Below are 21,972 nucleotides of genomic sequence, written 5' to 3' on the forward strand. Positions count from 1 at the left end.
TTACGCGATGACTTCTGCGGACTTGCCCAGCAACCAGATAACCGCAACCAGCATCACCACGCCGACGACAACAATGGAGCCGAATTTAGTCCAGGATGCGCGGTCATTACGCACTTCACCGAAGGTAACAAGGCCCGCTTCCGCCACTTTGAAGAATGCGAATGCACATAACACCAGGCCCCCCAGAACCAGGCCATCCTGTACGTGACCGCTGAGCGTGCCCATCAGCCCCGTGCCCGTACCGCTGGAGGTTGGACCTTCCACGGTTGGTAAATCGGCTAAAGCCGGTTTAGCGGCCACGGCACTTAACATGCCGGCCGTCAGAATACGCGCCCAGGTTGATTTGGCTTTGGCGGTTGCGCGGTTTACTGCAGATACAAATTTAGACATGATTTCACCTGTAAATAGAGGGGGTTAAGGGTTAACTGCAAAACATCCAGATACTGACGACTAACAACAAAACTGAGCGGACAATGGCTCTGCCCATGGCACCTTCTTTCAGCCGCTGACTGGTCCAGCCTGAGTAAACGTCAACGATTGCCCATGCTGCCCAGAAGAAAAGAAAGCCAACCAGCAGCCCGAGACAGAGTAGGTGCAGCAGGTTCGGTTCAATATTTCCCGAAGACGCTTTAAAGGCGGCTTCCTGTGCAGCGGTCATCGCCATCAGGGGCGCTCCCGGCGGTAATTTCCCGCCACACCTGATAAATCACGCGGCTGAGCACGCGTGGGTTCTGAATAACGGTCAATGCCGGCACTGATCGTTTTCAGGTCGCTGTTTGCCCGCTGGTAATCGAAGAAATAGCGGCCACGCTCCGATGGGTCAGCCTGTGCTGCGGCAACCCGCGCCCGTTCTAGGGAAGCCTGCACCTGGACGATCATCCGCTGTGCGGAAGCCAGCTCGTCTTTCTCAGATGCAGATGCTGGAGAGGATGCGAGTGTGATCAGGCCCAGCACGCCGCCGCAAAACAGAAGTCGTGTTGCCGGACAGAGAGATTTCATATGCACCTCCAGTGGTGGTTGAGTGCGGTAAGCATGCGAAATCCCTGCGTCGGGTTCAGCCGTTAACTCTTTTTTGAAAAATAAAAATTTAGAGCTCAGCGCGAATGCTGAGGGAGAGGTTCAAGATCATTGTGTCTGTTTAACTAAAATATGATGCTGACGCGGCGCTATGCGCCTTGCCTGCTGACGGCCGGCAGCTGAAAGCTATTTTCAGCTGCCTCCGTCCAGCTCCGATGTCGAAAACAGGAGAGCATTAAATTGATTACCGCATAAAAATTAAAAAAAGGATTCGCTGGCTGATTTTAGGTAGGACAGCATGCGTAGACAGCTATCCTGTATACACGGGTAGAGTCTATGTGTGGAAGGTTTGCGCAGTACCAGATCCATGACATCTATATTGACGCTATTGGCGTTATCTGGCGATGGACACCCTGGCCGGACTGGCTTTCGGTATCCGCATAGCCATTACAGGACCAATCGTATTGTAAAAATATTCACCCCGCCCTTAAATGAGTCACGTTGCCGGAGAGTCAGCGGTGCCCATCCCCGTGTAAGGGAGTCAGGGTATTAAAATACTTCGCTGAATAACAGGCAGACACTCCAGAGCATACGTTTCGCGTCAAGTGAGCTTGCCATTGTTACCCACTCCGAGCTGAAGGTGAAATTCAGAAATCACCATTGATTGCGGAGGGTTTTCAAACTCAGACGCATCAGGGTATATAACCTGGAACACCATGAGGTTTTTCCGGTTGGTTTTTGAGATTCCGGCTCATAAAGCGGCGATGAATGGATTTGAATAGCGGGCGTTGAAGAAAGGGGTACCGTAGGCGCTTGCGTATCACCTGCGCTGTGTTCTACTGCAGGAGCAGCCGGGGGAGCGGGAGTGTCTGGAGGTGCCGGTCTGAGATCCAGATCGAACTGTTCATGCGGCTAACTCGTTTCTGAATACAGCCTGATACCCTCCCCTTCGAGCCAGGAAATATCAACCTGCCAGGGCAGTTCGGAACGATGGCGCCAGATGTCAAAAGAGTGCTCAATATAATCATCCGCCCCTGCAAGTGACCAGCCGTTAACAATCGCCAGATGAGCGGTGGCCTCATCGCGTTTTCCCTTAAGTTCCGTAAGCCCGATGTGCTTTACTTCATGGCAGGAGGGGCATAGTGATATGAGCCCTGCAAGCAACTGCAGTTGGGCATCCTCATCGTAATGCCATATTTCGTGGCATTCCACGGGCCATTGCTGTCCTTTTCCACCGCATATTTCACAACAATAGTTGGCCGCTTTAGCGGTTTTCTTCTTCAGGGCATTCCACTGTTTTGAAGTCACTTCACTTCTGACATTATTGAACCAGCTTGAGCGCGGAACCAGCTCAATAGTCAGCCTTGGAGGGTAGTAACTGTTCCGGGGATATCCCTTTAAGCCGTCGATGACCCCCCGACGAAAATAGTCCATGACAATGTCTCGGGTACCCTGTTTATTGCAAATATCCAGAAGCCACTTATCAGAGTAATTATTTCTTATTTTATGTACGACATGCCTGAGTACCTGTTCGTGGGGCAGAGGTTTGACTTTTTTGATATCAGTTAATAGGTCCATTCGGCTCGCTTTGTAATTCTGTCAGGTCTGAGGCTTTTGTGCACGAAGCGCGCTGCTGGTAACCAGGGAACGAAGATTATGGAGAATTCTCAAGGCGGCATCCGCATCAGAATACTGGTGGACGAGCGCAATTTCATGCACCGTTCGCGACACATCACGTGGGCGGAGAGCTTGATCTTCATGCAGCACAAATGGTCCGTCTGTCTCCGTCAGGATGCGATCAAAAGGCAACAGTGAAACCAGTTTGCGATGTCTGGGAGACCGCATCATCGCTTCGTTCACAGAGAAGTAACACCCAAGCTCCACCGCCCGCCGCGCCTCGGAAACACTTCCAGTAAACCAATGCAGGACAGCTTTGCAATTTTCCGTGATTCTGGTGTTTTCCAGATGCCCCAGGACTTTGCCCGCAGCGCGAACGCTATGAATACTGAGGATCTTATCACCCTGCTCGGTACAGGCGTGCAGAATACGCGCAAAAACCCGCTCTTGAGCCTCAAAGCTGCGATAAAACCGCGGTCCCGCATCCAGCCCGATTTCCCCCACGTAACGTGCGGAAGGAAGATAGCGCTCCAGCAATGCTACCTCCTTTTCACGTTCAGCAATCAACTGGGGATGAAGACCGAGTGCGACGCGAACGTGAGAAGAGTCGGCAGTTAATTCGCGATTCCGCATCCAAGCCTTGGGCGTAGTCGTCACCGCCAGCGTGGCGACACGTGCCCGGTCACATTCGTGGATAAGTTCAGCATGGTCCGGGTATAAATCAAGATGACAGTGAAAATCGACCCATAGAGGAACCGATTTCTGTCCTGCGGATGTCATGTAAGGGGCCTCGTTATTACACCGCTCAGTAAACGCGCTACCTCTCCCATTCCTCTCAGATAAACCCCCTCGTAGTCGGCCAGGCGGTCGGGATAATCGTTGAGCGGTCCGGGTTTATGGATATCAAACCTTGCCCGACCCGGTGAACGAATGAGCTTCTTTAGCGCAAACTGAAATGCACGGACGTGTTCGCCTTCTGGTCTGGTGCTGTCAAGTACCCGACTGCGTAGATCGGGGATACGGTAAATCGTATCGTCTGTACCGAAGGCTGTAAATAATGACGCACGTCTGATTAGGCATGGAACGCAGCGGCCGCAGTGTGTGGATTGTTGATCGTTAAGTGCGGGATCCCAGCGCGTGCTCTGCGGCGATGAACAAGACATGGTGTCCCCGGCATGCTCCCTCAGAAACGCCAGGTCGTTGCACTGGAGAGCCATCTCGCCTTTGGTTTTATAGGCATAAGGATTATCGAGGCGAGCATTGATACCGAGGTTGTCCAGTAATTCATTGTAACGTGCCATATAAAAGGGATGCGTTGTACGAGTGCTCAATGCACCAACACGTAGCGGGTCGAGAGGAACGTTTAATGAGATCAAACCATTTTCAGGCACGTTAATTGTGACCGACCCCTCTAGGGCGTCTGCGGCCATCGTTGCAAGTGAGAAAAACATGAAGGAGCGACCGCGAAGCGTGTTTTCGCCCTCTTCTCCCTCAATCGTGGTTTTTTCGAATCCGACGCGTGCCCGCACATGACTGAATACGTGCCCATACTGTGCAGACAGAAGTTGAGCGCACTTCTGCTGATAGATGCTTGTAGTGGTATCCCAGTAGTGGCTGATAAGCAGGGGATTTCCCCCGTTCGAAATTAAATCAATTGCACCGATAAAACTGTCAAGCCCACCAGAAAAGAGACAGACAGACGTCGGGTTGACCAGGCGTTCACCGGAAGATTGCTGGATGAGACCATCCTCAATATCTGGTCGCAAACGAAAGTGAAGCGTCCAGCGATCGCCGGTGAGAAAATTAAGCATCCGGCTCAGTAATCCTGCCTGACTGTTCCACACCGTCGGGGTCGCAACCGGAACATAAAGGGCAATTTCACGTGTCCACAGATCCTGGGCGTTACTTCCTCGCGAAATACGGGTATCTGCCGCAGTCACAGTTGCGGCCAGAATTGCCAGATCCACAGATGCGTCAGACGGCGTTAAGCCCAGATCCCTCAATCCCTTCAGCGCCTGCCCGAGTCCGAAAGCCAGCGTACCATTCTCTTTGAGAAAATTGAGTTCTGTCAGATGTGTACTGAGTCGGCTGAGTTGCAAATCCGCGTTGTCGTCGGTACCCAGCCGGGCCACTAATGTATGGTGACTCATTCCGATCTCTCCCCTTCACGGGCAAGCAATTCAAATGCCACGGTGTAAATCTCCTCTACCTTTCTGTCGACCGCCTCGCCTGAAAGCCCGGAAAGATCCCTTAATTCATCACGGAGCTGAGTACGGGTAGCCCCCTCCACAAAATCATGCAAATCTTCCTGAATGCTGACGATAGCGTCGATGTCATCAGGTAGTTTGATCCCATTTTTACCAATATCCGCCATGATCCGGCCTTCAATTGAATGCACCACGAAACCGATAAAGACTTCCTTTAGCTGATCGGGCGTCAGATCTTCAAAGCTTCCTTCTCCTGCTTCAGACATATCCGCGATAGTATCCAGCATTGCCTGCCGCGCCACGCCCTCATCAACCGAACCACCCGGGGGGCATAAAAATTCGACGAGTGAAAGGAGCGCTACCGATGCAGACTGCCCCGTCAGGTTTCCTAAATCAAACCGTTCAAGGGCCTGAGCGGCCCCACTCTGCTGAAAATCACTGATGAGCCCGAGCAGCCCTCCTGCCACCGTGCGTGAAGAGCCCATACGGCGGCTGGCGCGGCCTGCGCCCCCCATTCCATTTCGAACATACCCTGCGATCGCCTTGCCGAGAGCACTGCGGCTCCCTGAGCGGGAATAGCGGGTAAAGTTTGCTTTAGGAACTCTGAGTGGCCCAGCACCGCTCGAGTCCGGTGGCGTGACTGGTATATCCGAATTACTGTCATCCGAAGGTTCAGCAGGTGGCAGGGTTGGAGGTGGTGGATTTTCCACGAAGTCCGGGATCAGACCAGTAACTGGTCCCCCGTATGCTTTTGAGGTTCCCATTAGTGTTGATATCCCGATAACTGGAGAGCTGCTTTAGCTGATTTTGAAAGTGACTGATTTTCACCCTGACTCGCCCATTCCTGAACCAGTTTTGAATATTCTTCTGTCAGTGCAGTATCTGTGAGGCTTAGCGCAAAACGGGTTGCAAGCCACCCACCGGCATTTTTAAGCGGAATGCGTCGGGCAAAATCAAGGAGTCTCCGCTGCAGGTGCGGCTGCGTTTCGACAAGGTATTCGAGTCCTTCAAACCCCTTGGGCCTGCGTCCAAAGCTGTCTTCCTGCAGCAGTTTTTCGCTGAGCATCTCAAACAATTCGTCAGCATCCGGCGCATTCAGCTTCACCAAATCCTCTTTGATTTTCACCATTCCCATCTTCGGCCCGAGCAGTTTTTCCATCAGCGGTTCGAGATGACCTGAAACGGTCAACTGACTCAACGTGCTGTGCTTATCACGAGTGACGAACACGTAGGGACGAAGATCCACTCCGGACAGTGCCGGCTCAGATTTTGCCCATCTGACCGCCCAGTCTGTCTTCAGCCAGTTCTGTACATCTTCAGATTCTGGAGCTTCGTCTTTGCTTTCAGTGCCCCTCCCCGTTGACGCTTTCCCTCCCCTGGCCAGGGTTTCAAACTGTGCCAGCGCCTCCGGTTTACCCTCGGGATGATTGGAAACCAGCTGAACAAGCTTTCCATACACGTTGGGATAAAATCGCTCAGCAAGCATTATCTTCGCCAGCACAGGACGCTTAATATCATCACCAAATCCTCTCTCATCTGCGATAGCCTGGCGCAGCATCATCGAGTTGAGAAAACGCTTAATCTGCCTGGGGTTACCATGTGTACCCGAACTGAGCATCGGGGTGACATGCAGGCTGAACAGCAGCGCGTGTTCTACGACATCCGGTATATGCCCGTTCAACGCTGACATCACCGTTTCTCTGTCAAGTCCCCGGCTGATCCAGGGCCGTTTCATCTCTTCGCGCGCCTTGCTGAGTAACGCTTTAAATTGGCCGTTTTGCGGGCCAAGAGCATTTTCAACCAGCAACAGCGTGGTATAGATCCTTGTTTCTGCCGTTCCCAGTGCGGGAATGCGGAAAGGAACCTGTATGAGCTTTTCAAGATAATTGCGGGCGTAGCTTACTGGTCCGGTACTCTGGGGTAGGTCCGGGAAATGATCTTTTACTGCATACTCGATCATGGCTTCATCCGCACCGATAACAAATGCGGTTTTCTCAACGAACAGGAACAGGCGGATTGCTTCAAGCGTTTCTATGGCAGTTTTGGGCAAACAGCGATCTAGGTCGTCGACAATGACAACAAGCTTTTCAATCTCGGCAGCATCAAGCAGCGCCCGGAACTCCTCACGAAAGGCATGAATATGTTTGGGCAGCGTGTTTGAATCGGCATCCGCCTCTTTAATGAAGTTCCCCGCGTTTTCAGCAAACGCCTTTAGGTCTGCTGCTGAAAGTTGCTCCTGTGGTGCGCTCAGGAAGCGGGTGGCCAGTTCATAAACACCCTTCAATTGATCAATTGTGGGTATGCCAGTGAACGCCGTAAAAGCCAGCCCCCCGGCCTTACGGGCCATTTTCAGCCAGTCAATACGGCGAAGCACTTTTTTCGCAGCCTCAGCCACTTTAGCGCTCGTCGGTCGTGCGGCCACGAGATTTTCGACGATGGTCTCGATGATGACAGTCTTGGCGTCCTCGAAACCCTCAAATGTCCACCCGTTAAACCATATACAGTGTGTTTTATCCTTTTTACTGCAGGCCACTTCCAGCATCTTGAGCACGCTGGATTTTCCCGCCCCCCAGTCGCCATGCACCCCAACGGTGATCGGAGCGTCTGGCGTTTCATCAATAAGTCTGACCACCGTGCTGGCGATAGCGGAGTAATACAGCAGGTCAGTGGCGGTTTCCTGATCGTTTAAAAACAAGTGTTCTCTCCCGGATGCTTAAAGCAAGCAGCCACACCTCACCTGTCCGGGTCAGCTACTGGCCTCGAGGAACAGATTCAGAGAAGGGGCAGTGCTACGTAAAGAGATCCCCTGCAGCCACGACTTAGAGGCTCAGGGAATATCCATCATTGACTGTTCGCTGTATCAACTTGAGTTCAGGGGACCGCCCCTGGATAACGGCCTTTCAGTTCAGCGAGGCGGTTTGCATCGCGCTCAGTGAATTCAGCATCACCGAACACCGGGTTACCCTGGGCGTCATCAATGCGGATCACTGTTACCGTGAAGACAGCATCTCCTGGCGCTTCGACTTTGCCCCAGTCTGAAAAAGGATTGGGCGCGAGCTCCCAGTCTGCTTTCTCACCTGGCTCAAGTCCGCCTGAGATTTGATAATTGAAGGTGTCAGTGAACCAGGGCACTTCTCGTCCCGGACTTGAGATGACCCCACGGAAGTAGGCGCGAGATACCGCTTTGGGGGTGCCATTCTCAACACTCAGCGCGATAATAGGTTGGTCGCGACCGTATTGTTTTTTCTGGAAGTAGAAACGCGAGCGAGTGATGCCTAAAGCCTCTAGCTGTTTAAGGCTTGCCTGCGCGCTTTTCTGTTTTTGTTCAAGCTCCGCGATTTCCTGCAAGGCCTGAGTACGTTCTTTTTGGGCCCGTTCCTCCCGCACCTTTTCAGCATAAGAGATGACTTCATCACCGGTTTTCCCGGACAGGTCGCTTTTCATCTGCGCCTCAATACCGACGGTATTTTTAGTCATCCCCGCCTGCATGAGATCCCTGAGGTTAAGATGGCTGAAAGCGACTACCTTGAGCGCATCATCATAAGATGCACGCTTATCCTCAGGCAGTGACGCTCTGACCTTCTGTATTGAGGACTTCATGTTCTCATCACTGGAGGTATCAATTCTTGGCTGATCACAGCCAGCCAGTGCTAGTGTTATAGCTAGCGCAACCCACACTCTTCTCATTACCATCCCTAATACAGAAACACTGAAGTAGGATAAATCCTAAACTTTCAATGAAACATTTGGAAGCACTTAGCACGAAAATGATTAGAAGAACTGTCAATCTCTTAACTCTGATGCGAGACTAAACCGCTTGGGACGGGATTTACTGAAAACAACAAGGCATCCATACATACAGAGTTGTTAAGCATTGTTAAGACCGCAGAGAATGGGTACGTCCTAAAAGGACGTCAAGTTGGAGAGTTGGTGGGTAGGCTGCGAAAATATAAAGTTCAGATTTTCATAACAGCAGGATCAGGATAATGTACGTAGCGTCAGGCACGAAACTCCGATTCTGCCTGTGATCCGGGCCGGGCCTGTCGAGGAGCCCCAAGGGGCCAAAAGGATATTTTTACAATGTCCTGTCAGTGCCAGAAGCGGATGTTTCCAACCCCTGCGTGAGCTAATCCGTGCAGAACCAGTTATCACTGGATAGCCATGCAGACATGCCGGAGTCATCAGGGATGTTTAGGCGTTCATCTTCAATAGATATAGTATTACTTTTTTCTGAACGTCGGTTGATATGAAAATAAGCTTTAAATAAGCTATATTGAGAGATAAAAGTCGCCGACATTACCTTTCTGGTAATCATCATCCCAAGTGATCTTAATGCGATACTTCGTTTTGCTCCCAAAACTTATTGATGCGATCATCTCCACTGCCTGTTGAGGACGCAATAACTCATACGGAAATTTATCTTTTACTTCAGACATTATCAGGTATTCATCACCATCATTATCAGGAAAGTGAACATCTATGTTTCTTGCCTCTACCTTACCTCTATTGTAGATTTTTAACCTGTATCTGTTGCTTGATGGATTAACTATTCTCGCACCAAGCTCTGCCTTCATTTCACTAATGGCAGACTTTGTTTCTTTTTCCAGGATAAGCTTACGCAACCTGTCTTGCTCATCTTTTATAACTCGCTGTTCTTTATCATTTTTCCTTGATTTAATTTCGGATGCAATAACAGTATAGATTGATACTGCAAGCGCACCAAAAGCGATAAGGTCACTTGTCGACATTGTTATATCCTTATACTTTCAATTACTTGAATTTTTTTTAAATATATTACTAAACTGTTTCTGTATATCCTTCGATAACTCCTTTTTTATCTCATTAACATGAGCATCAATACTTGATCCATTTTCCTGAATTAACTCGTCTTTCGTTAATTCTATGCCACAGTTCGTGCATTTCACCACCTCAGGTTCTTCAGTATATTCCATCTCTGGGTTCCCGCAGACAGGACATAATAAAGCAACATTTCTTTTATATTTTTCAGGATTCAGCTTCATATTTTTCTCCAATAAGAACCAGAACAAAGATTACGAATTGTGAATCTCAATACACTTTTTAGCTCAGATTCACCATCAAAAACGAGCGCAAACATTATAAATACCCTAAAGCTATATTAGGTTCAATTTGGTAGTAATACCATGACGTCATGATTTTGACGTCCGCAATTCGCTCAAGCAAACATCAGTTTCGCGCTGTCTCTTCCATTCTTGTCAGACAAAGCCGTGCTGTAGCTCGCATCGGCACCAGCCGGCTGCAGGTGTTAAACGCTGTTTTCCCGCCAAGATATGGTGCGCACCGACGTCAGCCAACGCAGGGTTGACCCGGCCTTACGCCGTCAGGCTGTTGTTGCTATCGTCCACTTCGTGCCAAAAGCGGACGTTGCTAAAGCTTAGGTTTATTGAGGAATATCATCAGATCATGACCTTTAGCCCACTTGAACAAACACCGTGTTAGATACGTAACGGAACAGTCTTTAAGTGGAAGGTGCTCAAACACAGCCGGAAGTTGAGGTTGATAATATTAAGCGTGCGCTGTCACTCCCTGCTTAAACCTTAAACTTTCCGTGTGCTTGTCACGCAAGCTGTCGGATATTTCAAGCATGTAGCCGATTATTAAAATCCAAATATGAGGGTAAAGGTAAAACGTACGCCAGATTAAGTCATAGGGATCCACTCGGGTATTCTGCATTCGCTGGTCGAATTATCAAAGCTGATGATGAAGCCCAGTTTCCTCAAGGTCCAGAAAATTGCACTATCTATCAATAAAATAGAGTGATCAACTATAACTAATTGCATTTTTAATTGCATTTAATCATTTTTAAATGCAATTATTCTGTTGGATTTTGTACTTCTGACCGAATATTCAAGGGCTATCAGCATGAAAATAAGTGCTCTTACAGAAAGGCTATCGCAGAAAATCATCGCGATGATCGACAGTGGCGGATTGGTAGCAGGTGGGCATATAAGCGTGCCAAAGCTGGCAGAGTCATTTGACGTATCACGCTCGCCGGTGCGTGAGGCATTAGTCTATCTTGAACATAAAGGCATACTTGAGCAGCAGCGTAACCGCGGATTTTTCGTTAAACAGGATTATGCTCCGCCTCTCAAGAGCACTAATGAAAGTGAAGCCGACAGCGATTTACCTGAGTATTATCAGCTAGCTGAAGATTGGTTGCAGGATAAGATTGAATCAGAAGTTAACGAACTTTATTTGTTAAAGCGTTACAACCTTTCTAAAACACAGCTCACTACCATTTTGGCGCGCGGTATCAGTGAAGGATGGGTTGAGCGCAAACAGGGATATGGCTGGCGTTTTTTACCGGTCGCCAAGACGAAGGCTGCCCTTGAGCATATCTTCAGCTTCCGTATGGTCATTGAACCGATGGCCATTCTTGAATCAACGTTTAAAGCGCCACAGAGCAAGATTGATGAGATCAAACGTGAACTGGTTATGCTTCTGGAAAGTGGTATCGAGCGCTTGTCTCCAACCCAACTGCAGCTTGCCGGTTATCGTTTTCATGAAACCGTAATTAGTTTCTCAAATAATCCATTTTTTGAGATTTCACTACGCAACGTTAACCGTATGCGACGTCTGATGGATTATCGCATCATGGATGACCGCAGCCGTTACTACGCTGAAGTTAAAGATCACATACACCTGCTGTCATTGATTGAATCTGGACAGCTTATCGAGGCGTCCTACATGATGAAACAGCATCTTGCGGTGGCGCTGGAGAACAAGAAACAACGCAGCATTGGTGTATAAAAAAATGGCCCTTTCGGGCCATTTTTTATTGCTCTAACGATATTATCCAGCGGGTGAATACAGCGGATAGAGCCCCAACAAAAGACCCGATGCCAGGAAGATCATGCAGAGCAGGAATGCCCACTTAAAGGTGTATTTTTGATGGTCACTGAATTCCACTCCGGCCAGACCAACCAAGAGATAAGTGGATGCCACTAAAGGGCTTAGTAAGTGAATTGGCTGACCAACTAACGATGCACGGCCAATTTCTACCGGGTCGATACCGTATACTTTCGCAGCCTCGGCCAGCACCGGCAGTACACCATAGTAGAAGGCATCATTAGACATAAAGAACGTGCCCGGAAGACTAATCAGTGCAGTAATCGGTGCCAGATATGGCCCCCAGGAATCAGGCAACACGTCCAGTAGAGAAGCTGACATTGCTGTGACCATGCCGGTTCCCGAAAGAATTCCAGCAAAGATCCCTGCCGCCAGGAAGATAGACGTTTGGTTAAGTGCGGCCGGTGCATGCGCTGCAATACGCTGACGCTGTGCATCAATGTGGGGATAGTTAATCAGCAGTGCGAGTGCAAACGCCACCATGAATAATACTGACAGTGGCAACAGTTCCATAACCAGTGAGCCCATCAGAAGTAAGGTCAAACCGGCGTTGAGCCAAAACAACTTAGGACGGCGCAACTCTTCATTTACTTCATTAATTGCTGGCAGATAGCTTTCTGCATCATCTTCCGTTACTGAGCCATATCCGTTGGTATTGATACTCAACTTGCCTAAACGACGGCGTTCACGAATGCCGATATACCACGAAAGAACCAGCACGCCGACAAAGCCACACACCATTGTTGGGATCAATGGAATAAACAGATCGCTTGACTCAACCTTAAGTGAAGCTGCAACGCGGGCTAATGGACCACCCCATGGCAGAAGGTTGGTGATACTACCTGATAGGAACACCACACAGGTTAATGCTAATGGGTCCAGACGGATGCGCTTGAACAGCGGCAGCATGGCAGTCACACAGATCATATAGGTGGTTGAACCGTCACCATCAAGTGACACCATCGCCGCCAGAACCGCGCTACACATAACTGCTTTAACCGGGTCACCATTAATTATTCGCAGGAAGAAACGAATAATGGGATCAAATAATCCGGTATCAAACATGGTGCTGAAGTAGAGAATGGCAAAAATAACCATGATGGCCGTTGGAGCGACTTTTTTAAGTCCCTCAATCATCATTTCGCCCATCTCTCCACCGAATCCTGCAAGCAGAGCAAATATTATTGGAATAATAATCAGAGCGACGAGTGCAGAAAGTTTTTTTGTCATGATGAGGATCATAAAGACCCCAATCATGCCATATCCCAGAAGCGAGAGCATAAGAGCCTCCAACGCATATTATTTCTAATATGCGTGATAATTAATTTACGAAGATTTTTACCCGGACTTACTGTTAATTAATTAGCCCATATGCAGGCCGCCATTAACAGAGAAATCAGCGCCTGTAGCGAACCCTGACTCATCTGATGCTAGCCAGGAACAAATGGACGCGATCTCCTGTGGAGAACCTAAACGACGGACTGGAATTTCCTGGACGATTTTATCAATAACCTGAACAGGTGTGACCGTCTTCAGTTTAGATGTGGCCAGATAACCCGGTGAGACCGTGTTCACTGTCACGCCGCGTGCAGAGACTTCACGTGCCAGCGCACGCGTAAAACCACGGACTGCAGATTTAGCTGTGGAGTAGTTAACCTGGCCGGTTTGACCGATTTGCGCATTTACGGAAGAAATATTGATAATGCGCCCCCAGCCTCGCGACATCATGCCATCAACGACTTGCTTAGTGACGTTGAATAATGAGTTCATGTTGGTATTAATAACCGCTTGCCATTCCTGCGGTTGCATATCTCTAAATAACACGTTGCGTGCTGTGCCTGCATTATTAACTAATACGTCGATCTCACCAATTTCACTTTTTATTTTTTCAAAGGCTTTTACTGTTGATTCCCAGTCGGCAACGTTGCCTTCTGAAGCAATAAAATCAAAGCCAAGCTTTTTATTATCGTCTAGCCAAGCTGCTTTACGTTGAGAATTGGGGCCGCATCCTGCAATTACTTTAAAACCATCCTTCGCCAGACGGCGACAAATAGCGGTTCCGAGGCTTCCCATCCCGGATGTGACATACGCAATACGTTGGGTCATAACCCTTCTCCCAGATGCATTTATGTAACAGTTTTTACGACTTGTTAACAGTAAGCGACTTGCGCTTTTTTTTAGCAATATCGGACCGTTGAAATTGTGACCATGATCGTTAAATTTCTGCATTTAATTAACTTCAAATGCAATGAGGGTTTTCCGGTGCAATCCTGTTCTGGCAGGATTTTTAAGACGAGAAAGCTAAAAACAGGCGCATTAGTTTGATCCTGACAAGGCTCAAAATGAAATCGTGACATCCATCACAAGTTGATTTCTGCACTTATGATTAAATAAATGCACATTGCACTATTGGAGTTGTAAATGGATAAGTTCGCCTATGTTGGCTGCCGTACATCCGAATGGCGCGGTGCGCGCGGAAAAGGAATCGAGGTTTACCGTATAGATGAATCAGGCAACTGGCATCACATCCAGCGTGTCATATCTGTTCAGGAAAACCCGTCCTGGCTAACGTTAGATGAAAAACGTAATCGCTTGTATGTGCTGCATGGTGATGGCAATCAGATTGCGATTTTTGCACGCAATCCTTTGGCAGGCACCCTGACATTATTATCGGAGCAAACCACTGGGCCGCAAAATGCACATCCAGATCTTGATCCACTACGACGCAATAATCCGGTTCATGCAGCACTTACACCTGATGGCCATCATCTGTTAATTGCTAACCATGAAGGTGGAAACGTTGCGGCACTGGCGTTTGCGGATGACGACACGCTACTTGCTCCCGGTCATTTGGCAAGGGTTGAAGGACACGCGCACTCGGATGAAGCACCCAGCATGTCACGCCCTCATGAAATTATTTTTGCTCCCAACAGTGACTTCTATGCCCTTCCAATTCAGGGACGTAAGGCGGGGAATGGCATCGATATGGTGCGGATTTATCAATGGCGAGATGAGCAGTCACTGTTGAATGATGAAGTGCTGTTGCCTGCGGGAACCTGGCCGCGTCATGTTGACTTTCACCCGCGTGGCAACTGGCTTTACAGCTTGAGCGAACTTGGCAATACCATCACCGTTTTCGACTTTGATCGGGAAACTGGCAATCTTACTCTGAAGGAAACGCATAGCAGCTTGCCAGAAGGGTTTGAAGAACGTAATGACGCCAGCGAAATTGAAGTGCATCCATCTGGGCGATTTTTATATGCTGCAAACCGTGGTCATGACAGCATTGCAGTATTCAGAATCGATCAGCTCGATGGTAGCCTGACACCTTCAGGTTGGGTTTATTGCGGTGGAAACACCCCGCGCTTTACCACCATCTCTGCTGATGGAAAGCGTTTTTACAGTGCCAATGAGGACTCGGATACCATCCGTATTTTCAGCATTAATGAAGAAACCGGCATGCTCAAAGATACCGGCAAAGAAATATTCACTGCCAGCCCAACTTGTATTGTGTTCTCCAGCTAATTCAGTGTTTGAGACCAGCGTCATTGAAGCTGGTCTCAAATGTTTGCTCCTCTTCTTCAACGTTTGGCCGTTTTGACGGCGTAACATTTTCTATAAATGCTTTAACTGAAGGGGAAGCTAATGCATAGCTCTTCACACCCACGTAGAGCTCACGCTTAGCCCATGGCTCAATAAGCGGAATACATTTTAAAGCGTCATTGTTACGCGTTTGCGCGATTTCATTAACGGGTAAGATGGCGATGCCCAGCCGCTGCGTAACCAGTTCAGCCATCGAGACAAAACTACTCACTCTCAGGCCGATGTTGAGAGCTTTGCCAAGCTTTCTGGCTTCACGATCCAGAATATGGCTCACGGCGCTTTCCCTATGAGGGCCGATTATTTTTTCATCCATACAATCGGCCAACTGCAGAGAGCTGCATTCAGCTAACGGATGTCCCTGCCACACCAGAACCGATAGTTGGTCATGCTGCCATGGCCAGACTTCGATACCTGAAGCGGGCGTCCAGCTGGAAAAGAAACCCACATCTGCATCGCCCTGTAACAGTCCCTGAACCACGCCAATCCCTGTGTGCTCTTCAATATCAATATCGGTATGTGGGTAGTGTGTCAGAAACTGGCTTATGGCACGCGGCAGGTAATGCATCAGTGCTGCTGAGATAGTGAAGATACGGATGTGACCGCGTACGCCAGCCACGTAATCACTCAGCTCCTCTTCCATCTGATCAAGATTACGAAACACCTGGCGTGCATGGAACAACAATGAGTGACCGGCTGGCGTAAGTTCAATGCCGCGCGGTAAGCGCAACATTAAGGGTGTGCCGATTCGCTGCTCAAGCTCAGCAATGCGCTTGCTCACAGCTGAAACAGCCAAATGCTTGCGTCGCGCTGCACGGGTGAGATTCTGCTCCTCCGCCACCGCGACAAACAACGAGAGTGAGACCAGATCGTAACGCATAGGCATCCTTTAATCTGTGAGGGTTTGCTGAATGACGAAAGGCAGAATTCCGCCATAACGCAGATAGCGCAGCTCTTGCTGGGAGTCTATCACTGCCTCAAGGCCGATCGCAGCAATCTGCCTGCCGTCACGGCTGATGTTCAGCAGCAGCGGCGTTCTACCCGGTTCGATCGCCTCCAGTCCAATGATGTCCAGCACTTCGCTGCCTTCCATCTCCGGCAGTTTTTCTGCCTCGCCTGCCATGAAATGCAGGGGGAAAATGCCCATCCCAATAAGATTGGTGCGGTGTATGCGTTCAAAACTGTTGGCAATCACCGCTTTTACCCCCATCAAAGCCTGCGCTTTTGCTGCCCAGTCACGGCTCGATCCCGCGCCATAACGCTCATTCGCTAACACAACCAGCGGCGTACCTGTAGCCAGCCAGGTTTGGGCGGCTTCAAAAGCCGGAAGGATGTGTTGATGACTCGCATCCCAGGCAAAACCGCCGCCGCCGCGCTGGTCTGCCGGTAACAAACGATTGGATAGCGCTTTATTGGTAAAGGCGCCGCGAACCATGACTTCATGGTTACTGCGCCGTGTGGAGTAAAGGTTGAGATCCTGTGGATCTTCGTGATGCTCCAATAACCACTGACCGGCCAGACTGTCGCCAGAAATCGCGCCCGCTGGTGAAATGTGATCGGTGGTGACGTCATCGCCAAACCAGAGAAAGGGTCGGGCATTCGTCAGCGAAAGCGGTTCCGCCGGATCGCGCGGTAAACGTTCGAGATAGCCTGGGCGCCGTAAATAAGTTGAGGTGGATTCCCATGGATAATGCACGCTACCCGGCGCTTCAATCTGCTGCCAGTGAGGTGTTCCCTGCCAGATGATGTCTCGGCGCTGAATGTAATGTTCACGCTTCATCGTTGCTTTCACCCATTGCTCAACTTCTTCGCGACCCGGCATTAAATCGCGCATCAAAATGGGCCTGTCATCTGCATCGTAACCCAGTGGATCGCTCAACATATCGTGCTGCATATTCCCGGCGATAGCCCATGCAATCACCAGTGCCGGTGAAGTGAGGTAACCATGCCCGAGGCTGGGATTTACGCGACGTGGAAAGTTGCGGTTGCCTGAAAGCACACAGACTGCCTGAAGGCCATCACGCACCAGCATTTCCATAGCCGGTTGCAAAGCCCCTGAACTGCCAATGCAGGTCATGCATCCATACCCTGCGACATCAAATCCCACTTTTTCCAGCTCGCTAAGTAGGCCGGATTCTCCAAGGTAATCGGTAACAGCGCGAGAGCCGGGTGAAAATGAGGTCTTAACCCAGGGCTTAGGTTTTAAACCCAAACGTGCGGCATTGCGCGCAAATAAGGCGGCCTGAATCACCAGCCACGGATTGGCCGTTGTAGTACAGCTGGTGATGGCTGCAATGGCGACCGCACCCTGTTTAACGGATTGCGGGTAATCGTCATGGTGCCATTGCAAATCACGCTGTGCGGGTGTCAGCGTTTGCAGAAAACTGTTAGGTGATTCGCTAAGCGGTATTTGTTGATGCGGGTTATAGGGCCCCGCAACGCAGGGTTGAATCGTGCCCAGATCCAGCTCAATCAGTTGGGTAAAGGTTGGCTGGATATCGCCGGGGGAGCGCCACAGATGCTGATGATGCATGTAACTATGGATAATTGCCTGTTGTTCTTCACTGCGCCCCGTCATGTTGACGTACTCTGCACTGCGCTCATCAAACGGGAAGAACACCACTGTAGCGCCATACTCGGGTGCCATATTCGCAATGGTCGCGCGTGATTCCAGTGGCATGGTGTGCAGCGATGGCCCGGTGAACTCTACAAATTTGCCCACCACGCCGTTTTCACGTAACAGGCGCGTAATGTGCAGTGCCAGATCGCTGTCGCTGACGTCCGGTGGCAGCTGACCTGACACGGAAATACCGACCACATCCGGGAAACGCAGCGTTATGGGTTCACCCACCAAAGCCGCCTGTCCTTCCAGCCCACCGACGCCCCAGCCCAAAACACCAAGGGCATTGATCATGGGGGTATGGCTGTCGGTCGCAATCATGCAATCGGCATGCAGCAAAGGGATGGCTTCACGCTCATCAATCGTAACGACTTCCGCTATGGCCTCAAGATTCATTAAATGAATGATGCCGGTACCCGGCGGGATCACCCGAAAATTATCTAGGCTTTTCTCTGCCCAGCGAATAAAACGGTAACGTTCTGCATTTCGGCGAAATTCAAAGGTGAGGTTATCTTCCAGTGCATTAGCGCTGGCATAGCTCTCCACGATTACGGAGTGGTCTATTGTCAGTACGGCGGGAATATGCGGATTTATCGCTCGCGGATCACCACCCAACTCGGCGGTAAGATCACGCATCGCGGCAAAATCAGCCAGAGCCGGTAGGCATGTGGTGTCATGAAACATCAACCGATCCGGGTAAAACGCGACTTCACCTGGAGCAGACTTCGCAGTTAGATAATTGAGAAATTCCGGCAGCGTATGCGAAGAGCATCGTGCTACGTTCTCCAGCAAAATACGAATGCTGTAAGGCAACGTTTGTAATTGGGCCAACGGCACGATGTGAGTCAGATCGATGACGTTATAAAGGCGGTCGTTAATGACCAGCGGTGAGCGTTGCGGAGTTGAGGGCGATGTCATAAGAAACCTTCCGTTACAGCAATCTAATTATGTTCGTTGCTGGATAACGTCTCATGCCCTGATTTGAATGAAAATTGAACTTTGACTAATGCAGCGTTCTCCATAGGAGAACGCTAGTCTCTTTTTACACCTCAGCCAGGTTTCGATTGATAATTTCCTCAATCGCCCCGTTTTCCTGCCACTTATTCAAATAATGGCTGATTTCGCTGAAGAGTTTTTCATTTTTATGCGGCAAACAGATCGCCTGAAAAATTTGCCCAAAGTTGTCGGGTAGTGCGCGATAGCCGCTATTTTCTTTAGCTGCACGCTCTATTGGCTGTCTGATCCCCGCAGCCATATCGCCTTCTCCATTGAGAAACGCATCAATAGCCGCTTGTGATGAAGCCAGCCGGTTCAATGCTGCCTGCTTTAATTCTCGCGTTAGAAACAGATCGTAAGCCGCACCTTTACCGACATTAATTACCACGTTTGCCTGGTCCATCTCACTAACGCTTTTCCAGTGACTGCCTTCCTTGACTAAAACAGTGCCTTCAATGGTGATGTAGGACTGAGTGAATCGCAGCACTTCTTCGCGCTTTGGGTCGATTGCCAAAAAGGCCACATCCCAGCGATCGCTGGTAGCATCCTCAACCACCTTACCCGCCGTAGGATAAGTGACGAACTGCGCAACTTTTCCCTGCTGCGCGGCAATTTTATTGGCAATTTCTACAGTTATACCGCCAGGCTGCCCGTCGGGCAGCGTTTTGGCTAATACAGCATTACCTAAATTAATAGCGAAACGTAGTGTGGTTCCTTCATCGGTGGCTGGCATGTGGTTCTCCTGAGAAGTCATCATCATGATCCTGCTTAGGCGTTTCAAAATTCAGGCGCTGAATTTTTCCTGCCACAAACAGATAGCAGCACAGATTGAGGAAAGCGCAGACGCCGACAAAAATCAAAGCTCCATTAAACGAGCCAGTGTCTTTAATGATGTAGGCGATAATGATGGGTGTGAATATCCCGGAGATATTACCAATCATATTGAATAACCCGCCACTCAAGCCCACAGCCTCTTTTGGCGAAAAATCAGAGACTACGCACCAGCCCATAGCGCCGAAACCTTTGCCGAAGAAAGCCAGCGACATAATCGCCACCACAATCCACGCCGAGTCAACATAGTTACAAATCACCATACTGACAGCCAACAGCATACCGATAACAATGGGTGTTTTACGTGCAGCTGACAAGCTGAAGCCACGCGCCAACATATAATCAGACAACACACCACCGAGCAGAGCTCCAGCACAACCGCACAGCGCAGGCAAAGAAGCGATGAAGCCAGCTTTGAGAATGGTCATACCTCGATCATGAACCAGGTAGACAGGGAACCAGGTCAGGAAGAAATAAGAGAGAACAGTGAAAAAGAACTGGCCCATATACACGCCCAGCGCAAGTCGGCTGGTCAGTAATTTTCGGGTATAGCCTTTACCTACATTATCGCCTTTTTTGCTGGCCTTCATGTTCGTCAAACCGCCACCAGACTGGATATATTCCAGTTCGGCGTGATTCACCAGTGGGTGAACTTTAGGCGTATCGGTAAGCACGCGGGTCATCAACAGCGAAACCAGAATACCAACAGCTCCCATGAACCAGAACACAGATTCCCAGCCGTATGAATATGAGAACCAGCCCATCAGAGGCAGGAAGACTACGAGGGCAAAATATTGCGCAGCTGTGGTAAATCCAGACGCTTTACCGCGCTCTTTTGCCGGGAACCAAGCTGCCAGGAAACGTGAGTTAGCAGGTAACGTAGGCGCTTCAATCAACCCCATCATAAAGATGAAGCCAAACATTAAGATACGCGTGACCCAAACATTGTCGAAAGCGGTACTAAAACCGACGAGGAAAACGAAAAATGACCAGGTGAAAACGCCTGTAACCAGCACTTTTTTGGAGCCGTATCGGTCGAGTAACCATCCGCCTGGATATTGCCCAAGAACATATGCCCAGGTGAACGTAGAGATCAGATAACCAAGCGCAACAATATCCAGACCAGCAGATTTCACCATGTCCGTTCCGGCAATAGAAAAGGTTGCTCTGTCGCCGTGGTTTAACGCAATACTGAGGAATACCATCAGCAAAATCATATAACGATAATGCGTTGGTCTATTTTTTTTAGCAGTGGAGTTCAGAGTAATCATAATATTCGGCCTTGTCTGGCATACGATTAATTAAATCGGTAAAGTTCAGCCGGGTTTTCCACAAATAACTTGTGGCGAACCTGATCGTTATGCGCCCAGTGGTATATTTTCGATAGTATCAATGCATCATCTGGCATATTTTTATTGGCACTAATTAAATTGGGATGTGGCCAGTCACTTCCCCATAAAACACGCTCTGTAGCTTCGCGCAGGAAGCAACTCACTAATGCAGCCATATCTGAAACATCATCACGTTGTGATTGATGGTAAAGCGCAGAAAGTTTTACCCAGCATTTGCCTCTCTCAATCAGCTCCCAGGCTAGTCTCCATGAAGAATGCGAAGTTGCACTTGGAGGCAAGCGGAAGTAGTGATCAATGACCAGGTTTCCCGGTATCTGAAGCAAAAGTGGTCGTAGTTCCCAAAGTTGATCCGCAGTGGCATGAATTTGCACATGCCAGCCACGCTCAGCGACTCGATTCGCTACAGGTAAAATCATGTCGGGTGTTGTTGCATTACCCGCGCCGAGATTGAAACGAACACCCGTAACTCCCGCCAATTGCAATGCATCTAGTTCAGTGTCACTGACGGTCTCATTCACCACAGCCTCGCCGCGTGCATTGGGTCCGAAAGCAGCCAACGCATCCGTTAGACAACGATTATCTGTTCCATAAGAAGAGGGTTGCACTAACACATGACGAGAATGTCCCAACCACTTTTTAAACTGGTTGTAATCATCAACAGTTGCGTCGGGTAAATTTCGCGTGTCGTCCGCCACATAGGGAAAACGCCTGTCATAAATATGATGGTGGCAGTCGCAGCTATTATTTGGCAGTACGAACTCAGGCGAGTGAGAAATATGACTATATTTCACATCCGCCAATATATCTCGGCTTTCCACGATGATGCCTTTTTTTAAAAAATTAG

General features: G+C 49.4%; 20 protein-coding genes. 2 read left to right on the forward strand and 18 right to left on the reverse strand.

Features of this window, described 5'->3' with window-relative positions; translation table 11 throughout:
• The 11 genes from ACYAC5_RS23880 to ACYAC5_RS23930 form a co-directional block, all read right to left on the reverse strand.
• Complete coding sequence (locus ACYAC5_RS23880) at positions 1-390, reverse strand: TIGR03745 family integrating conjugative element membrane protein (protein WP_462063452.1); 390 nt, start codon at positions 388-390, stop codon at positions 1-3.
• A gap of 31 nt (positions 391-421) precedes the next feature.
• Complete coding sequence (locus ACYAC5_RS23885) at positions 422-664, reverse strand: TIGR03758 family integrating conjugative element protein (RefSeq protein WP_462063453.1); 243 nt, start codon at positions 662-664, stop codon at positions 422-424.
• On the reverse strand, positions 664-999 hold the full coding sequence (locus ACYAC5_RS23890; RefSeq protein WP_462063454.1) for an integrative conjugative element protein, RAQPRD family: 336 nt from the start codon (positions 997-999) through the stop codon (positions 664-666). Before ACYAC5_RS23890 ends, ACYAC5_RS23885 begins: the two co-directional genes overlap by 1 nt.
• Positions 1,000-1,929: 930 nt before the next feature.
• Entirely contained in the window at positions 1,930-2,595 is a 666-nt protein-coding gene (locus ACYAC5_RS23895; protein ID WP_462063455.1) for an HNH endonuclease, read from the reverse strand.
• A 21-nt stretch (positions 2,596-2,616) separates the two neighbouring features.
• A complete protein-coding gene (gene qatD, locus ACYAC5_RS23900) occupies positions 2,617-3,414 on the reverse strand; it encodes a Qat anti-phage system TatD family nuclease QatD (protein WP_462063456.1) in 798 nt (265 codons plus the stop codon).
• On the reverse strand, positions 3,411-4,784 hold the full coding sequence (gene qatC, locus ACYAC5_RS23905; RefSeq protein ID WP_462063457.1) for a Qat anti-phage system QueC-like protein QatC: 1,374 nt from the start codon (positions 4,782-4,784) through the stop codon (positions 3,411-3,413). The genes qatD and qatC overlap by 4 nt, the downstream gene beginning before the upstream one ends.
• The gene (gene qatB, locus ACYAC5_RS23910; protein ID WP_462063458.1) at positions 4,781-5,605 is read right to left on the reverse strand and encodes a Qat anti-phage system associated protein QatB; all 825 of its coding nucleotides are present in this window, start codon (positions 5,603-5,605) and stop codon (positions 4,781-4,783) included. Before qatB ends, qatC begins: the two co-directional genes overlap by 4 nt.
• Positions 5,605-7,536: a Qat anti-phage system ATPase QatA gene (gene qatA / locus ACYAC5_RS23915; protein ID WP_462063459.1), complete on the reverse strand. Its 1,932-nt coding sequence runs from the start codon at positions 7,534-7,536 to the stop codon at positions 5,605-5,607. Before qatA ends, qatB begins: the two co-directional genes overlap by 1 nt.
• A 176-nt stretch (positions 7,537-7,712) precedes the next feature.
• Positions 7,713-8,528 carry a DUF6694 family lipoprotein gene (locus tag ACYAC5_RS23920; protein ID WP_462063460.1) on the reverse strand — a complete coding sequence of 272 codons (816 nt, stop codon included), beginning with the start codon at positions 8,526-8,528 and terminating at the stop codon, positions 7,713-7,715.
• Positions 8,529-9,109: 581 nt separating this feature from the next.
• Positions 9,110-9,589, reverse strand: coding sequence for a hypothetical protein (locus ACYAC5_RS23925; RefSeq protein WP_462063461.1), 480 nt, complete (start codon positions 9,587-9,589; stop codon positions 9,110-9,112).
• A gap of 18 nt (positions 9,590-9,607) precedes the next feature.
• Positions 9,608-9,862 (reverse strand): ECs_2282 family putative zinc-binding protein, encoded by a 255-nt coding sequence (locus tag ACYAC5_RS23930; protein ID WP_462063462.1) that lies wholly within the window; start codon positions 9,860-9,862, stop codon positions 9,608-9,610.
• Positions 9,863-10,742: 880 nt separating this feature from the next.
• Between ACYAC5_RS23930 and ACYAC5_RS23935 the strand changes: the two genes are divergently transcribed.
• Positions 10,743-11,630 carry a GntR family transcriptional regulator gene (locus tag ACYAC5_RS23935; protein WP_462063463.1) on the forward strand — a complete coding sequence of 296 codons (888 nt, stop codon included), beginning with the start codon at positions 10,743-10,745 and terminating at the stop codon, positions 11,628-11,630.
• A gap of 42 nt (positions 11,631-11,672) precedes the next feature.
• Here ACYAC5_RS23935 and ACYAC5_RS23940 read toward each other — a convergent pair whose 3' ends face one another.
• Positions 11,673-13,010, reverse strand: coding sequence for a CitMHS family transporter (locus tag ACYAC5_RS23940; RefSeq protein WP_462063464.1), 1,338 nt, complete (start codon positions 13,008-13,010; stop codon positions 11,673-11,675).
• Positions 13,011-13,091: 81 nt separating this feature from the next.
• On the reverse strand, positions 13,092-13,835 hold the full coding sequence (phbB, locus tag ACYAC5_RS23945) for an acetoacetyl-CoA reductase (protein ID WP_462063465.1): 744 nt from the start codon (positions 13,833-13,835) through the stop codon (positions 13,092-13,094).
• 315 nt (positions 13,836-14,150) lie between these two features.
• Here phbB and ACYAC5_RS23950 point away from each other — a divergent pair, with 315 nt between their 5' ends.
• Positions 14,151-15,254, forward strand: coding sequence for a lactonase family protein (locus tag ACYAC5_RS23950; protein ID WP_462063466.1), 1,104 nt, complete (start codon positions 14,151-14,153; stop codon positions 15,252-15,254).
• A gap of 1 nt (position 15,255) precedes the next feature.
• On the opposite strand, the gene ACYAC5_RS23955 is transcribed toward ACYAC5_RS23950, so the two are convergent.
• The 5 genes from ACYAC5_RS23955 to ACYAC5_RS23975 all read right to left on the reverse strand — a co-directional run bounded on the left by ACYAC5_RS23955 (position 15,256) and on the right by ACYAC5_RS23975 (position 21,946).
• A complete protein-coding gene (locus tag ACYAC5_RS23955) occupies positions 15,256-16,209 on the reverse strand; it encodes a LysR family transcriptional regulator (RefSeq protein WP_462063467.1) in 954 nt (317 codons plus the stop codon).
• A gap of 9 nt (positions 16,210-16,218) precedes the next feature.
• Complete coding sequence (gene acnA / locus ACYAC5_RS23960) at positions 16,219-18,867, reverse strand: aconitate hydratase AcnA (RefSeq protein WP_462063468.1); 2,649 nt, start codon at positions 18,865-18,867, stop codon at positions 16,219-16,221.
• Positions 18,868-18,991: 124 nt separating this feature from the next.
• Positions 18,992-19,702: a transporter substrate-binding domain-containing protein gene (locus ACYAC5_RS23965; RefSeq protein ID WP_462063579.1), complete on the reverse strand. Its 711-nt coding sequence runs from the start codon at positions 19,700-19,702 to the stop codon at positions 18,992-18,994.
• Positions 19,662-21,047 carry an MFS transporter gene (locus ACYAC5_RS23970; protein WP_462063469.1) on the reverse strand — a complete coding sequence of 462 codons (1,386 nt, stop codon included), beginning with the start codon at positions 21,045-21,047 and terminating at the stop codon, positions 19,662-19,664. Before ACYAC5_RS23970 ends, ACYAC5_RS23965 begins: the two co-directional genes overlap by 41 nt.
• A 26-nt stretch (positions 21,048-21,073) precedes the next feature.
• A complete protein-coding gene (locus ACYAC5_RS23975) occupies positions 21,074-21,946 on the reverse strand; it encodes an amidohydrolase family protein (RefSeq protein ID WP_462063470.1) in 873 nt (290 codons plus the stop codon).
• Positions 21,947-21,972: the final 26 nt, after the last annotated feature.

Source organism: Pantoea sp. y20, assembly GCF_054903455.1.

Bases quoted from the DNA above. Each gene is read 5' to 3' on its own strand.
- ACYAC5_RS23880 (WP_462063452.1), bottom strand. From the start codon at position 390: ATGTCTAAATTTGTATCTGCAGTAAACCGCGCAACCGCCAAAGCCAAA.
- ACYAC5_RS23885 (WP_462063453.1), bottom strand. From the start codon at position 664: ATGGCGATGACCGCTGCACAGGAAGCCGCCTTTAAAGCGTCTTCGGGA.
- ACYAC5_RS23890 (WP_462063454.1), bottom strand. From the start codon at position 999: ATGAAATCTCTCTGTCCGGCAACACGACTTCTGTTTTGCGGCGGCGTG.
- ACYAC5_RS23895 (WP_462063455.1), bottom strand. From the start codon at position 2,595: ATGGACCTATTAACTGATATCAAAAAAGTCAAACCTCTGCCCCACGAA.
- qatD (WP_462063456.1), bottom strand. From the start codon at position 3,414: ATGACATCCGCAGGACAGAAATCGGTTCCTCTATGGGTCGATTTTCAC.
- qatC (WP_462063457.1), bottom strand. From the start codon at position 4,784: ATGAGTCACCATACATTAGTGGCCCGGCTGGGTACCGACGACAACGCG.
- qatB (WP_462063458.1), bottom strand. From the start codon at position 5,605: ATGGGAACCTCAAAAGCATACGGGGGACCAGTTACTGGTCTGATCCCG.
- ACYAC5_RS23920 (WP_462063460.1), bottom strand. From the start codon at position 8,528: ATGAGAAGAGTGTGGGTTGCGCTAGCTATAACACTAGCACTGGCTGGC.
- ACYAC5_RS23925 (WP_462063461.1), bottom strand. From the start codon at position 9,589: ATGTCGACAAGTGACCTTATCGCTTTTGGTGCGCTTGCAGTATCAATC.
- ACYAC5_RS23930 (WP_462063462.1), bottom strand. From the start codon at position 9,862: ATGAAGCTGAATCCTGAAAAATATAAAAGAAATGTTGCTTTATTATGT.
- ACYAC5_RS23935 (WP_462063463.1), top strand. From the start codon at position 10,743: ATGAAAATAAGTGCTCTTACAGAAAGGCTATCGCAGAAAATCATCGCG.
- ACYAC5_RS23940 (WP_462063464.1), bottom strand. From the start codon at position 13,010: ATGCTCTCGCTTCTGGGATATGGCATGATTGGGGTCTTTATGATCCTC.
- phbB (WP_462063465.1), bottom strand. From the start codon at position 13,835: ATGACCCAACGTATTGCGTATGTCACATCCGGGATGGGAAGCCTCGGA.
- ACYAC5_RS23950 (WP_462063466.1), top strand. From the start codon at position 14,151: ATGGATAAGTTCGCCTATGTTGGCTGCCGTACATCCGAATGGCGCGGT.
- ACYAC5_RS23955 (WP_462063467.1), bottom strand. From the start codon at position 16,209: ATGCGTTACGATCTGGTCTCACTCTCGTTGTTTGTCGCGGTGGCGGAG.
- acnA (WP_462063468.1), bottom strand. From the start codon at position 18,867: ATGACATCGCCCTCAACTCCGCAACGCTCACCGCTGGTCATTAACGAC.
- ACYAC5_RS23965 (WP_462063579.1), bottom strand. From the start codon at position 19,702: ATGATGACTTCTCAGGAGAACCACATGCCAGCCACCGATGAAGGAACC.
- ACYAC5_RS23970 (WP_462063469.1), bottom strand. From the start codon at position 21,047: ATGATTACTCTGAACTCCACTGCTAAAAAAAATAGACCAACGCATTAT.